The sequence below is a fragment of the Pseudomonas sp. JY-Q genome (genome assembly GCF_001655295.1).
GTDB lineage: Bacteria > Pseudomonadota > Gammaproteobacteria > Pseudomonadales > Pseudomonadaceae > Aquipseudomonas > Aquipseudomonas alloputida.
Genome location: NZ_CP011525.1, coordinates 5,944,918 through 5,962,143, shown reverse-complemented (window position 1 = coordinate 5,962,143; position 17,226 = coordinate 5,944,918). Strand labels below are relative to the sequence as shown.

General features: G+C 60.3%; 1 protein-coding gene (only partly in view). It reads left to right on the top strand.

Features of this window, described 5'->3' with window-relative positions; all coding sequences use genetic code 11:
- On the top strand, positions 1 to 17,226 hold the 3' portion of the coding sequence (locus tag AA098_RS30005) for an immunoglobulin-like domain-containing protein (RefSeq protein ID WP_064615123.1). Its footprint begins 11,562 nt before the window's first position; the window shows 17,226 of its 28,788 coding nt (coding positions 11,563-28,788); its start codon lies beyond the left edge, outside the window; its stop codon occupies positions 17,224 to 17,226.

Genomic DNA, 17,226 nt, shown 5'->3' with positions numbered 1-17,226 from the left:
GTGCACATCAACACCGCCCTGGCCCACGACCTGGTCGTGACCCTGAGCAACAACGCCCAGGTCACCATTAAGGCTGGCGAAACCAGCGCGCCGTACACCCACGCTGCTCAGGGCGATGACGTCTACAACGATGCTGGCCAGATCAGCCTGGGCATCACGTCTGCTGTGGATGTAGACGGTCGCACCTTCGAAAACCTGGAGCTGGGCGGTGCGGCTTCGGTTCAAGTGACCGACACCACCGACGAAGTGGTGGCCAAGCTGACTGCTACCCCGTCGGTGACCGAAGGCGGCGAGATCACCTACACCATCACGCTGACCAACAAAGACGGCTTGCCGATCAACAACCACAGTGCATTGACCTTCACGCTGAGCGACGGCAAAACCGTCATCACCGTGCCGGCCAACGGCACCGTGGGCACTGCCACCGTCACTGCCCCGGACAACGTCTACGTCGGTACCAACGACCCGGTGATCAAATCGATCGCAACCGTTGAAGGTGCGGATGTCGGCAAGTTCGAGCAACTGACCCTCGACAAAACCCCGGTCAGCACGTCGGTTACCGACGAGCCAGGTACGCCGGGCAACGAAGGCGACCTGGTCAAAGTCACCATTACGGCTGACCAGACTTCGGTGGCCGAGAACGTCAAACCGACGTTCACCGTGCACGTCAACCAGCCGCTGGCTCACGACCTGGTCGTGACCCTGAGCAACAATGCCCAGGTCACCATCAAGGCTGGCGAAACCAGCGCACCGTACACCCACGACGCGCAGGGCGATGACGTCTATCAGGACGCTGGCCAGATCAGCCTGGGTATCAACTCGGCAGTAGACGCCACTGGCGCTGCGTTCGAGAACCTCGAGTTGGGCGGTGCTGCTTCGGTCCAAGTGACCGACACCACCGACGAAGTGGTGGCCAAGTTGACCGCGACCCCGTCGGTCACCGAAGGCGGCGAGATCACCTACACCATCACCCTGACCAACAAAGATGGTCTGCCGATCAACAACCACAGTGCATTGACCTTCACGCTGAGCGACGGCAAAACCGTCATCACCGTGCCGGCCAACGGCACCGTGGGTACTGCTACCGTCACTGCACCGGACAACGTCTACGTTGGCACCAACGACCCTGTGATCAAATCGATCGCTACCGTTGAAGGCGCAGATGTCGGCAAGTTCGAACAACTGACACTCGACAAGACCCCGGTCAGCACTACCGTCACCGACGAGCCTGGTACCCCAGGCAACCCGGGCGGCAGCAACGAAGGCGACCTGGTCAAGGTCACTATCACGGCCGACCAGACTTCGGTGGCCGAGAACGTCAAACCGACCTTCACCGTACACATCAACACCGCCCTGGCCCACGATTTGGTCGTGACCCTGAGCAACAATGCTCAGGTCACCATCAAGGCCGGCGAAACCAGCGCGCCGTACACCCACGCTGCGCAGGGCGATGACGTCTACAACGACGCTGGCCAGATCAGCCTGGGCATCACGTCTGCTGTGGATGTAGACGGTCGCACCTTCGAAAACCTGGAGCTGGGCGGTGCCGTGAAGGTGGATGTCACCGACACCACCGACGAAGTCGTGGCCAAGCTGACCGCGACCCCTTCGGTCACCGAAGGCGGCGAGATCACCTACACCATCACCCTGACCAACAAAGACGGCTTGCCGATCAACAACCACAGTGCATTGACCTTCACGCTGAGCGACGGCAAAACCGTCATCACCGTGCCGGCCAACGGCACCGTGGGTACTGCCACTGTCACTGCCCCGGACAACGTCTACGTTGGCAACAACGACCCTGTGATCAAATCGATCGCAACCGTTGAAGGTGTGGATGTCGGCAAGTTCGAGCAACTGACACTGGACAAGACCCCGGTCAGCACGTCGGTCACCGACGAGCCGGGCACCCCAGGCAACGAAGGCGATCTGGTCAAGGTCACCATCACGGCCGACCAGACTTCGGTGGCCGAGAACGTCAAACCGACCTTCACCGTACACATCAACACCGCCCTGGCCCACGATCTGGTCGTGACCCTGAGCAACAATGCCCAGGTCACCATCAAGGCCGGCGAAACCAGCGCGCCGTACACCCACGCTGCGCAGGGCGATGACGTCTACAACGACGCTGGCCAGATCAGCCTGGGCATCACGTCTGCTGTGGATGTAGACGGTCGCACCTTCGAAAACCTGGAGCTGGGCGGTGCCGCGAAGGTGGATGTCACCGACACCACCGACGAAGTCGTGGCCAAGCTGACCGCGACCCCGTCGGTCACCGAAGGCGGTGAGATCACTTACACCATTACGCTGACCAACAAAGACGGCTTGCCGATCAACAACCACAGTGCATTAACCTTCACGCTGAGCGACGGCAAAACCGTCATCACCGTGCCGGCCAACGGCACCGTGGGTACTGCTACCGTCACTGCACCGGACAACGTCTACGTTGGCACCAACGACCCTGTGATCAAATCGATCGCTACCGTTGAAGGCGCAGATGTCGGCAAGTTCGAGCAACTGACGCTGGACAAAACCCCGGTCAGCACGTCGGTTACCGACGAGCCAGGTACGCCGGGCAACGAAGGCGACCTGGTCAAAGTCACCATCACGGCCGACCAGACTTCGGTAGCCGAGAACGTCAAGCCGACCTTCACCGTACACATCAACACCGCCCTGGCCCACGACCTGGTCGTGACCCTGAGCAACAACGCCCAGGTCACCATCAAGGCCGGTGAAACCAGCGCGCCGTACACCCACGACGCGCAAGGCGATGACGTCTACAACGACGCTGGCCAGATCAGCCTGGGCATCACGTCTGCTGTGGATGTAGACGGTCGCACCTTCGAGAACCTGCAACTGGGCGGCAACGCTTCGGTTCAAGTGACTGACACCACCGACGAAGTAGTGGCCAAGTTGACCGCGACGCCTTCGGTGACCGAAGGCGGTGAGATCACTTACACCATCACGCTGACCAACAAAGACGGCTTGCCGATCAACAACCACAGTGCATTGACCTTCACGCTGAGCGACGGCAAAACCGTCATCACCGTGCCGGCCAACGGCACCGTGGGCACTGCCACCGTCACTGCCCCGGACAACGTCTACGTCGGTACCAACGACCCGGTGATCAAATCGATCGCAACCGTTGAAGGTGCGGATGTCGGCAAGTTCGAGCAACTGACCCTCGACAAAACCCCGGTCAGCACGTCGGTTACCGACGAGCCAGGTACGCCGGGCAACGAAGGCGACCTGGTCAAAGTCACCATTACGGCTGACCAGACTTCGGTGGCCGAGAACGTCAAACCGACGTTCACCGTGCACGTCAACCAGCCGCTGGCTCACGACCTGGTCGTGACCCTGAGCAACAATGCCCAGGTCACCATCAAGGCTGGCGAAACCAGCGCACCGTACACCCACGACGCGCAGGGCGATGACGTCTATCAGGACGCTGGCCAGATCAGCCTGGGTATCAACTCGGCAGTAGACGCCACTGGCGCTGCGTTCGAGAACCTCGAGTTGGGCGGTGCTGCTTCGGTCCAAGTGACCGATACCACCGACGAAGTGGTGGCCAAGTTGACCGCGACCCCGTCGGTCACCGAAGGCGGCGAGATCACCTACACCATCACCCTGACCAACAAAGATGGTCTGCCGATCAACAACCACAGTGCATTGACCTTCACGCTGAGCGACGGCAAAACCGTCATCACCGTGCCGGCCAACGGCACCGTGGGTACTGCTACCGTCACTGCACCGGACAACGTCTACGTTGGCACCAACGACCCTGTGATCAAATCGATCGCTACCGTTGAAGGCGCAGATGTCGGCAAGTTCGAACAACTGACACTCGACAAGACCCCGGTCAGCACTACCGTCACCGACGAGCCTGGTACCCCAGGCAACCCGGGCGGCAGCAACGAAGGCGACCTGGTCAAGGTCACTATCACGGCCGACCAGACTTCGGTGGCCGAGAACGTCAAACCGACCTTCACCGTACACATCAACACCGCCCTGGCCCACGATTTGGTCGTGACCCTGAGCAACAATGCTCAGGTCACCATCAAGGCCGGCGAAACCAGCGCGCCGTACACCCACGCTGCGCAGGGCGATGACGTCTACAACGACGCTGGCCAGATCAGCCTGGGCATCACGTCTGCTGTGGATGTAGACGGTCGCACCTTCGAAAACCTGGAGCTGGGCGGTGCCGTGAAGGTGGATGTCACCGACACCACCGACGAAGTCGTGGCCAAGCTGACCGCGACCCCTTCGGTCACCGAAGGCGGCGAGATCACCTACACCATCACCCTGACCAACAAAGACGGCTTGCCGATCAACAACCACAGTGCATTGACCTTCACGCTGAGCGACGGCAAAACCGTCATCACCGTGCCGGCCAACGGCACCGTGGGTACTGCCACTGTCACTGCCCCGGACAACGTCTACGTTGGCAACAACGACCCTGTGATCAAATCGATCGCAACCGTTGAAGGTGTGGATGTCGGCAAGTTCGAGCAACTGACACTGGACAAGACCCCGGTCAGCACGTCGGTCACCGACGAGCCGGGCACCCCAGGCAACGAAGGCGATCTGGTCAAGGTCACCATCACGGCCGACCAGACTTCGGTGGCCGAGAACGTCAAACCGACCTTCACCGTACACATCAACACCGCCCTGGCCCACGATCTGGTCGTGACCCTGAGCAACAATGCCCAGGTCACCATCAAGGCCGGCGAAACCAGCGCGCCGTACACCCACGCTGCGCAGGGCGATGACGTCTACAACGACGCTGGCCAGATCAGCCTGGGCATCACGTCTGCTGTGGATGTAGACGGTCGCACCTTCGAAAACCTGGAGCTGGGCGGTGCCGCGAAGGTGGATGTCACCGACACCACCGACGAAGTCGTGGCCAAGCTGACCGCGACCCCGTCGGTCACCGAAGGCGGTGAGATCACTTACACCATTACGCTGACCAACAAAGACGGCTTGCCGATCAACAACCACAGTGCATTAACCTTCACGCTGAGCGACGGCAAAACCGTCATCACCGTGCCGGCCAACGGCACCGTGGGTACTGCTACCGTCACTGCACCGGACAACGTCTACGTTGGCACCAACGACCCTGTGATCAAATCGATCGCTACCGTTGAAGGCGCAGATGTCGGCAAGTTCGAGCAACTGACGCTGGACAAAACCCCGGTCAGCACGTCGGTTACCGACGAGCCAGGTACGCCGGGCAACGAAGGCGACCTGGTCAAAGTCACCATCACGGCCGACCAGACTTCGGTAGCCGAGAACGTCAAGCCGACCTTCACCGTACACATCAACACCGCCCTGGCCCACGACCTGGTCGTGACCCTGAGCAACAACGCCCAGGTCACCATCAAGGCCGGTGAAACCAGCGCGCCGTACACCCACGACGCGCAAGGCGATGACGTCTACAACGACGCTGGCCAGATCAGCCTGGGCATCACGTCTGCTGTGGATGTAGACGGTCGCACCTTCGAGAACCTGCAACTGGGCGGCAACGCTTCGGTTCAAGTGACTGACACCACCGACGAAGTAGTGGCCAAGTTGACCGCGACGCCTTCGGTGACCGAAGGCGGTGAGATCACTTACACCATCACGCTGACCAACAAAGACGGCTTGCCGATCAACAACCACAGTGCATTGACCTTCACGCTGAGCGACGGCAAAACCGTCATCACCGTGCCGGCCAACGGCACCGTGGGCACTGCCACCGTCACTGCCCCGGACAACGTCTACGTCGGTACCAACGACCCGGTGATCAAATCGATCGCAACCGTTGAAGGTGCGGATGTCGGCAAGTTCGAGCAACTGACCCTCGACAAAACCCCGGTCAGCACGTCGGTTACCGACGAGCCAGGTACGCCGGGCAACGAAGGCGACCTGGTCAAAGTCACCATTACGGCTGACCAGACTTCGGTGGCCGAGAACGTCAAACCGACGTTCACCGTGCACGTCAACCAGCCGCTGGCTCACGACCTGGTCGTGACCCTGAGCAACAATGCCCAGGTCACCATCAAGGCTGGCGAAACCAGCGCACCGTACACCCACGACGCGCAGGGCGATGACGTCTATCAGGACGCTGGCCAGATCAGCCTGGGTATCAACTCGGCAGTAGACGCCACTGGCGCTGCGTTCGAGAACCTCGAGTTGGGCGGTGCTGCTTCGGTCCAAGTGACCGATACCACCGACGAAGTGGTGGCCAAGTTGACCGCGACCCCGTCGGTCACCGAAGGCGGCGAGATCACCTACACCATCACCCTGACCAACAAAGATGGTCTGCCGATCAACAACCACAGTGCATTGACCTTCACGCTGAGCGACGGCAAAACCGTCATCACCGTGCCGGCCAACGGCACCGTGGGTACTGCTACCGTCACTGCACCGGACAACGTCTACGTTGGCACCAACGACCCTGTGATCAAATCGATCGCTACCGTTGAAGGCGCAGATGTCGGCAAGTTCGAACAACTGACACTCGACAAGACCCCGGTCAGCACTACCGTCACCGACGAGCCTGGTACCCCAGGCAACCCGGGCGGCAGCAACGAAGGCGACCTGGTCAAGGTCACTATCACGGCCGACCAGACTTCGGTGGCCGAGAACGTCAAACCGACCTTCACCGTACACATCAACACCGCCCTGGCCCACGATTTGGTCGTGACCCTGAGCAACAATGCTCAGGTCACCATCAAGGCCGGCGAAACCAGCGCGCCGTACACCCACGCTGCGCAGGGCGATGACGTCTACAACGACGCTGGCCAGATCAGCCTGGGCATCACGTCTGCTGTGGATGTAGACGGTCGCACCTTCGAAAACCTGGAGCTGGGCGGTGCCGTGAAGGTGGATGTCACCGACACCACCGACGAAGTCGTGGCCAAGCTGACCGCGACCCCTTCGGTCACCGAAGGCGGCGAGATCACCTACACCATCACCCTGACCAACAAAGACGGCTTGCCGATCAACAACCACAGTGCATTGACCTTCACGCTGAGCGACGGCAAAACCGTCATCACCGTGCCGGCCAACGGCACCGTGGGCACTGCCACCGTCACTGCCCCGGACAACGTCTACGTCGGCGCTAACGACCCTGTCGTGAAGTCGATCGCAACCGTTGAAGGCGCAGATGTCGGCAAGTTCGAGCAACTGACGCTGGACAAAACCCCGGTCAGCACGTCGGTTACCGACGAGCCAGGTACGCCGGGCAACGAAGGCGACTTGGTCAAAGTCACCATCACGGCTGACCAGACCTCGGTGGCCGAGAACGTCAAGCCGACCTTCACCGTGCACATCAACACCGCCCTGGCTCACGACCTGGTCGTGACCCTGAGCAACAACGCTCAGGTCACCATCAAGGCCGGCGAAACCAGCGCGCCATACACCCACGCTGCTCAGGGTGATGACGTCTACAACGACGCTGGCCAGATCAGCCTGGGCATCACGTCTGCTGTGGATGTAGACGGTCGCACCTTCGAGAACCTGCAACTGGGCGGCAACGCTTCGGTTCAAGTGACTGACACCACCGACGAAGTAGTGGCCAAGTTGACCGCGACCCCGTCGGTGACCGAAGGCGGCGAGATCACCTACACCATCACGCTGACCAACAAAGACGGCTTGCCGATCAACAACCACAGTGCATTGACCTTCACGCTGAGCGACGGCAAAACCGTCATCACCGTGCCGGCCAACGGCACCGTGGGTACTGCCACTGTCACTGCCCCGGACAACGTCTACGTTGGCACCAACGACCCTGTGATCAAATCGATCGCAACCGTTGAAGGCGCAGATGTCGGCAAGTTCGAGCAACTGACCCTCGACAAAACCCCGGTCAGCACGTCGGTTACCGACGAGCCAGGTACGCCGGGCAACGAAGGCGACCTGGTCAAGGTCACTATTACTGCTGACCAGACCTCGGTGGCTGAGAACGTCAAACCGACCTTCACCGTGCACGTCAACCAGCCGCTGGCCCACGACCTGGTCGTGACCCTGAGCAACAATGCCCAGGTCACCATCAAGGCCGGCGAGACCAGCGCGCCGTACACCCACGCTGCGCAGGGTGATGACGTCTACAACGATGCTGGCCAGATCAGTCTGGGTATCACGTCCGCTGTGGATGTAGACGGTCGCACCTTCGAAAACCTGGAGCTGGGCGGTGCCGCGAAGGTGGATGTCACCGACACCACCGACGAAGTGGTGGCCAAGCTGACCGCCCCCCCTTCGGTCACCGAAGGCGGCGAGATCACCTACACCATCACCCTGACCAACAAAGACGGCCTGCCGATCAACAACCACAGTGCATTGACCTTCACGCTGAGCGACGGCAAAACCGTCATCACCGTGCCGGCTAATGGCACCGTGGGCACTGCCACCGTGACTGCCCCGGACAACGTCTACGTCGGTACCAACGACCCTGTCGTGATGTCGATCGCAACCGTTGAAGGTGCGGATGTCGGCAAGTTCGAGCAACTGACCCTCGACAAAACCCCGGTCAGCACGTCGGTTACCGACGAGCCAGGTACCCCAGGCAGCGAAGGCGACCTGGTCAAGGTCACTATTACTGCTGACCAGACCTCGGTGGCTGAGAACGTCAAACCGACCTTCACCGTACACATCAACACCGCCCTGGCTCACGACCTGGTCGTGACCCTGAGCAACAATGCCCAGGTCACCATCAAGGCCGGCGAAACTAGCGCGCCATACACCCACGCTGCGCAAGGCGATGACGTCTACAACGACGCTGGCCAGATCAGCCTGGGCATCACGTCTGCTGTGGATGTAGACGGTCGCACCTTCGAGAACCTGCAACTGGGCGGCAACGCTTCGGTTCAAGTGACCGACACCACCGACGAAGTGGTGGCCAAGCTGACCGCGACGCCTTCGGTGACCGAAGGCGGCGAGATCACCTACACCATCACGCTGACCAACAAAGATGGTCTGCCGATCAACAACCACAGTGCATTGACCTTCACGCTGAGCGACGGCAAAACCGTCATCACCGTGCCGGCCAACGGCACCGTGGGCACTGCCACCGTCACTGCCCCGGACAACGTCTACGTCGGCACCAACGACCCTGTCGTGATGTCGATCGCAACCGTTGGAGGCGCGGATGTCGGTAAGTTCGAACAGCTGACGCTGGACAAGACCCCGGTCAGCACGTCGGTCACCGACGAGCCAGGCACCCCAGGCAACGAAGGCGATCTGGTTAAGGTCACCATCACCGCCGACCAGACCTCGGTAGCTGAGAACGTCAAGCCGACCTTCACCGTGCACATCAACACCGCCCTGGCTCACGACCTGGTCGTGACCCTGAGCAACAACGCTCAGGTCACCATCAAGGCCGGCGAAACCAGCGCGCCGTACACCCACGCTGCGCAGGGTGATGACGTTTACAACGACGCTGGCCAGATCAGCCTGGGCATCACCTCGGCGGTGGACGCCACTGGTGCGACCTTCGAGAACCTCGAGTTGGGCGGTGCGGCTTCGGTTCAAGTGACCGACACCACCGACGAAGTGGTGGCCAAGCTGACTGCTACCCCGTCGGTGACCGAAGGCGGCGAGATCACCTACACCATTACCCTGACCAACAAAGACGGCCTGCCGATCAACAACCACAGTGCATTGACCTTCACGCTGAGCGACGGCAAAACCGTCATCACCGTGCCGGCCAACGGTACCGTGGGTACTGCTACCGTGACTGCCCCGGACAACGTCTACGTTGGCACCAACGACCCTGTGATCAAATCGATCGCAACCGTTGAAGGTGCGGATGTCGGCAAGTTCGAGCAACTGACCCTCGACAAGACGCCGGTCAGCACTACCGTCACCGACGAGCCTGGTACCCCAGGCAACCCGGGCGGCAGCAACGAAGGCGACCTGGTCAAGGTCACCATCACGGCCGACCAGACTTCGGTGGCCGAGAACGTCAAGCCGACCTTCACCGTGCACATCAACACCGCCCTGGCTCACGACCTGGTCGTGACCCTGAGCAACAATGCTCAGGTCACCATCAAGGCTGGCGAAACCAGCGCGCCGTACACCCACGATGCGCAAGGCGATGACGTCTACAACGACGCTGGCCAGATCAGCCTGGGCATCACGTCTGCTGTGGATGTAGACGGTCGCACCTTCGAAAACCTGGAGCTGGGCGGTGCCGCGAAGGTGGATGTCACCGACACCACCGACGAAGTCGTGGCCAAGCTGACCGCGACCCCTTCGGTCACCGAAGGCGGCGAGATCACTTACACCATCACGCTGACCAACAAAGACGGCTTGCCGATCAACAACCACAGTGCATTGACCTTTACGCTGAGCGACGGCAAAACCGTCATCACCGTGCCGGCCAACGGCACCGTGGGTACTGCCACCGTGACTGCCCCGGACAACGTCTACGTTGGCACCAACGACCCTGTGATCAAATCGATCGCAACCGTTGAAGGCGCAGATGTCGGCAAGTTCGAGCAACTGACCCTCGACAAAACCCCGGTCAGCACGTCGGTTACCGACGAGCCAGGTACGCCGGGCAACGAAGGCGACCTGGTCAAGGTCACTATTACTGCTGACCAGACCTCGGTGGCCGAGAACGTCAAACCGACCTTCACCGTGCACGTCAACCAGCCGCTGGCCCACGACCTGGTCGTGACCCTGAGCAACAATGCCCAGGTCACCATCAAGGCCGGCGAGACCAGCGCGCCGTACACCCACGCTGCGCAGGGTGATGACGTCTACAACGATGCTGGCCAGATCAGTCTGGGTATCACGTCCGCTGTGGATGTAGACGGTCGCACCTTCGAAAACCTGGAGCTGGGCGGTGCGGCTTCGGTCCAAGTGACCGACACCACCGACGAAGTAGTGGCCAAGCTGACTGCCACCCCTTCGGTCACCGAAGGTGGTGAGATCACCTACACCATCACCCTGACCAACAAAGATGGTCTGCCGATCAACAACCACAGTGCATTGACCTTCACGCTGAGCGACGGCAAAACCGTCATCACCGTGCCGGCCAACGGTACCGTGGGTACTGCTACCGTGACTGCCCCGGACAACGTCTACGTTGGCACCAACGACCCTGTGATCAAATCGATCGCTACCGTTGAAGGCGCGGATGTCGGCAAGTTCGAGCAACTGACCCTCGACAAGACGCCGGTCAGCACTACCGTCACCGACGAGCCTGGTACCCCAGGCAACCCGGGCGGCAGCAACGAAGGCGACCTGGTCAAGGTCACCATCACGGCCGACCAGACTTCGGTGGCCGAGAACGTCAAGCCGACCTTCACCGTGCACATCAACACCGCCCTGGCTCACGACCTGGTCGTGACCCTGAGCAACAATGCTCAGGTCACCATCAAGGCCGGCGAAACCAGCGCGCCGTACACCCACGCTGCGCAAGGCGATGACGTCTACAACGACGCTGGCCAGATCAGCCTGGGCATCACCTCGGCGGTGGACGCCACTGGTGCGACCTTCGAGAACCTCGAGTTGGGCGGTGCGGCTTCGGTTCAAGTGACTGACACCACCGACGAAGTAGTGGCCAAGTTGACCGCGACCCCTTCGGTCACCGAAGGCGGCGAGATCACTTACACCATCACCCTGACCAACAAAGATGGTCTGCCGATCAACAACCACAGTGCATTGACCTTCACGCTGAGCGACGGCAAAACCGTCATCACCGTGCCGGCCAACGGTACCGTGGGTACTGCCACTGTCACTGCCCCGGACAACGTCTACGTCGGCGCTAACGACCCTGTCGTGAAGTCGATCGCAACCGTTGAAGGCGCGGATGTCGGCAAGTTCGAGCAACTGACGCTGGACAAGACCCCGGTCAGCACTACCGTCACCGACGAGCCTGGTACCCCAGGCAACCCGGGCGGCAGCAACGAAGGCGACCTGGTCAAGGTCACCATCACGGCCGACCAGACTTCGGTGGCCGAGAACGTCAAGCCGACCTTCACTGTGCACGTCAACCAGCCGCTGGCTCACGACCTGGTCGTGACCCTGAGCAACAATGCCCAGGTCACCATCAAGGCCGGCGAAACCAGCGCGCCGTACACCCACGCTGCGCAGGGCGATGACGTCTACAACGACGCTGGCCAGATCAGCCTGGGCATCACGTCTGCTGTGGATGTAGACGGTCGCACCTTCGAAAACCTGGAGCTGGGCGGTGCCGCGAAGGTGGATGTCACCGACACCACCGACGAAGTCGTGGCCAAGCTGACCGCGACCCCGTCGGTCACCGAAGGCGGTGAGATCACTTACACCATTACGCTGACCAACAAAGACGGCTTGCCGATCAACAACCACAGTGCATTAACCTTCACGCTGAGCGACGGCAAAACCGTCATCACCGTGCCGGCCAACGGTACCGTAGGTACTGCTACCGTCACTGCCCCGGACAACGTCTACGTCGGCGCTAACGACCCTGTCGTGAAGTCGATCGCTACCGTTGAAGGCGCGGATGTCGGCAAGTTCGAGCAACTGACACTCGACAAGACCCCGGTCAGCACTACCGTCACCGACGAGCCTGGTACCCCAGGCAACCCGGGCGGCAGCAACGAAGGCGACCTGGTCAAGGTCACCATCACGGCCGACCAGACCTCGGTAGCCGAGAACGTCAAACCGACCTTCACTGTGCACATCAACACCGCCCTGGCTCACGACCTGGTCGTGACCCTGAGCAACAACGCCCAGGTCACCATCAAGGCCGGTGAAACCAGCGCGCCGTACACCCACGCTGCTCAGGGTGATGACGTCTACAACGACGCTGGCCAGATCAGCCTGGGCATCACGTCTGCTGTGGATGTAGACGGTCGCACCTTCGAAAACCTGGAGCTGGGCGGTGCCGCGAAGGTGGATGTCACCGACACCACCGACGAAGTCGTGGCCAAGCTGACCGCGACCCCTTCGGTCACCGAAGGCGGCGAGATCACTTACACCATCACGCTGACCAACAAAGACGGCTTGCCGATCAACAACCACAGTGCATTGACCTTTACGCTGAGCGACGGCAAAACCGTCATCACCGTGCCGGCCAACGGCACCGTGGGTACTGCCACCGTCACTGCCCCGGATAACGTCTACGTCGGCGCTAACGACCCTGTCGTGAAGTCGATCGCAACCGTTGAAGGCGCAGATGTCGGCAAGTTCGAACAACTGACACTCGACAAGACCCCGGTCAGCACGTCGGTCACCGACGAGCCGGGCACCCCAGGCAACGAAGGCGACCTGGTCAAGGTCACCATCACGGCCGACCAGACTTCGGTGGCCGAGAACGTCAAACCGACCTTCACCGTGCACATCAACACCGCCCTGGCTCACGACCTGGTCGTGACCCTGAGCAACAATGCTCAGGTCACCATCAAGGCCGGCGAAACCAGCGCGCCGTACACCCACGCTGCGCAAGGCGATGACGTCTACAACGATGCTGGCCAGATCAGCCTGGGTATCAATTCGGCGGTAGACGTCACTGGCGCTAAGTTCGAGAACCTGCAACTGGGCGGTGCGGCTACCGTTCAGGTTACCGACACCACCGACGAAGTGGTGGCCAAGCTGACCGCGACCCCTTCGGTCACCGAAGGTGGTGAGATCACCTACACCATCACCCTGACCAACAAAGATGGTCTGCCGATCAACAACCACAGTGCATTGACCTTCACGCTGAGCGACGGCAAAACCGTCATCACTGTGCCGGCCAACGGTACCGTGGGTACTGCTACCGTGACTGCCCCGGACAACGTCTACGTTGGCACCAACGACCCTGTGATCAAATCGATCGCAACCGTTGAAGGTGCGGATGTCGGCAAATTCGAGCAACTGACGCTGGACAAGACCCCGGTCAGCACCGCTGTGACCGACGAACCAGGTACGGGAACGCCGGGCACCGGCAACCAGGGTGACGTCACCACCGTTGGTATTACCGGCACGTCTTCTCTGACCGAAGGTGAAACCGGCCAGTACACGCTGACCCTGAGCAACGCGTCCAAGTCCGAAGTCACTATCACCCTTAGCTACAGCGGTACCGCCAAAAACGGTGATGACTTCACCGGTGTTGCGACCGTGAAGATTCCGGCCAACAGCACAGGCACGACGTTCAACATCGCTACCATCGATGACAAACTGGTCGAAGGTACCGAGAACTTCGTCGTGAAGATCGAAGCCGCCACGGGTGGTAACTTCGAGAACTTGCAGGTTGATAGCAGCAAATCGAGCGTGACGACCACCATTCTCGACAATGACCACCTGCCGGTTTCGCCTGGCGGCGCAGTATTTGGCGTGGAGGACACCGATTACGTGTTTGCCTGGAGTGATTTCAAAGTCACTGATGCCGACGGCAACACTAACCTGTCTGTGACCATTACCTCGCTCCCGGCCGCCGGCAACTTGCAGTTCTTCAACGGTACTGCATGGGTAAATGTGGCCGTTGGCCAGGTGGTCAGCCAGGCTGATATCACTGCCAAGAACCTGAAGTTCGTTCCGGCCCTCAACCAGTCGGGTGCGGACAACTACGGTGGTACTGGCGTGGGTAACCAGAAGGCTGACTACGCCCAGTTCAAGTTCAAGCCGAACGATGGCACCAACTTGGGCAGCGAAGTGACCATGAAGGTCGATATCAGCCCGGTTGCCGACAAACCGACCCTGAGCTTCGGCAGCGCCGATATCGAGTCCAAAGGGCTGACCAAGGAAGTCTGGACCAGCCTCAAAGGCCTGGGTACTGGCGGCAACGGCATTACCGGCGAGGATCTGAAGACGGTCTTTGCCAACTCCGGCAGCGCGAACTCCAGCAGCACCACGACCAACGTGCAGTCCGATGGCAGCGTCACCGCTGGCACCGGTTCGAAAACGTCGGGCCTGATCTACCTGGAAGCCGGCAAGGTCTATACCTTCAGTGGCTTGGCCGACGACAGCTTCGTGGTCACCATCGGTGGCAAGACTGTAGTCACGGCCACCTGGGGAGCCGGTGGCGGGGTGTCGGGTACCTTTACCCCAAATACCAGCGGCTACTACCCGATCGAGGTCTACCATGCCAACCAGTCCGGTCCAGGCAGCTATGACCTGAACATCCAGGTAGGCTCCGGTGCCGTTACCGACCTGAGCAGCTCGAACGTCAAGATGTACCAGAACGTGACCGAGATGGCGAACGCAGGCCTGGGCGTGTCCGACCTGCACACCGTGAATGGTCAGAGCTACTACGACGGCTACAAGCTCAACGAAGGGCCTGAGGGTGGCTCGGTGAAACTGGTCGGTATTTCCACCGCCCTGACCGACACTGACGGCTCCGAAAGCCTGAACGTGACACTCAGCGGTATCCCGAAAGGTACCGTATTGAGCGATGGTGCAGGCCACACGGTCACGGTTGGTACTGCCCCGGTCGATGTGACAGGCTGGAAACTCAGCAGCCTGACGCTGACCCCGCCGGCCTATTACAAAGGCTCGTTCGACATCACGGTTACCTCGACTGCCACCGAAAGCCTGGGCGGCTCGGCCATCACCACCGGCAATATCCCGGTGACGGTGTACGCTGCGACCTACAAGGCCAGTGTAGGTACCTCGGGCAATGACACGATGACCGGTAGTGAAGGCAACGACATCATCGTCGCTGACGTATCCGGGCTGAACGTGGTTCAGGGCAAGAACTACAACATCGCCTTCATGGTCGATAGCTCGGGCAGTATGAGCGACAAGTCGATTGCCGACGCCAAGACGCAGTTGGCCTCGGTGTTCAACACGCTCAAGGCCAGCCTGGGCTCGGACACCTCGGGTACCGTAAACATCTTCCTGGTCGACTTCGATACCCAGGTAAACAAGAACGTGGCAGTGAACCTTGCCGACCCGGATGCTTTGAGCAAGTTGCAGGCGGTATTGAACTCGATGGTGGGCGGCTACTACGGTGGCGGTACCAACTATGAAGACGCGTTCAAGACCACGTCCAACTTCTTCAACAGCACCATGGCCACCGGCAACAAAGGTGCGGAGAACCTGACTTACTTCATTACCGACGGTAAGCCAACCTATTATCAGAGCGGTGAGTCCACCAACCCTAGCCTGTGGAAGAATGGCAAAAGCCTGGATGATGTAGTCAACGTCAACAATTACAAGATGGGTGACACGTTCAGCGCCTGGGCCGATGCGACTCACAAGGTCGAGATCAGCAGCAATGGTGTGGTCAAAGTGCTGACCTATACCGAGAACCGCCGCGGTGAGTTGGTGCTTGACTCCACCAAGACGGTCGGCACCCTTCACGCACAAGGTGATGGTACCTATGAACTCTCCAGCCTGGACGGTACCGGCTACGCGGATTACTGGAACTACGTCTACTCGGCCGCAGGTTCTACTGAAAGTTTCGCAGTATTGGGCGGCACCAATGGCTTGAGCAAAGTCCAGGCTATCGGCCTGAACAGCGATGTCACGCTGAACGATCTGAAACCTTACGACAGTGCCGGCAAGCCACAGACCAATATCGACCCGTCCGATTTGGCCAAGGCGATTCTCGGTCACTCCGAAGCAACGGTGCCAGGTGCCGACACCATTGATAGTGGTAACGGCAACGACATCATCTTCGGTGACCTGATCACCCTCAACGGTGTCGTCAGCGAGGGTTACCAGGCCCTGCAGACGTACGTTGCACAGAAGAGCGGTGTTGAAGTCAGTGCTGTCACTACCAGCAATGTTCACCAGTACATCACCGAGCACTACACCGAGTTCGATATCTCCGGTGCCAAAGACGGCAATGACATCCTGTCGGGCGGCAATGGCAATGACATCCTCTTCGGCCAAGGTGGCAGCGACACGCTCGATGGTGGCAAAGGTAACGACATCCTGCTGGGCGGTACCGGCAATGACTCCCTGATCGGTGGCCAGGGCGACGATATCCTGATCGGTGGCAGCGGTGCCGACACCTTCGTATGGAAGGCTGGCGACATCGGTAACGACGTGATCAAGGACTTCAACAAGGCCGAGGGTGACCGTATCGACCTGAAGGACCTGCTGCAGGGCGAGAAGGGCAGCACCATCGACAACTACCTGAAGCTCACCACGGTGGAGGGTACGACCACGTTGCAAGTCAGCAGCGAAGGCAAGCTCAACGCCGAAGGTGGTATCGCCAACGCCGACGTGACTATCAAACTGGAAGGGGTGAACTGGTCCAACCAGACGATCAACTCGTTGATCAGCGGTGCCGATCCGACCATCATCATCCACAACAAGGACAGCTGA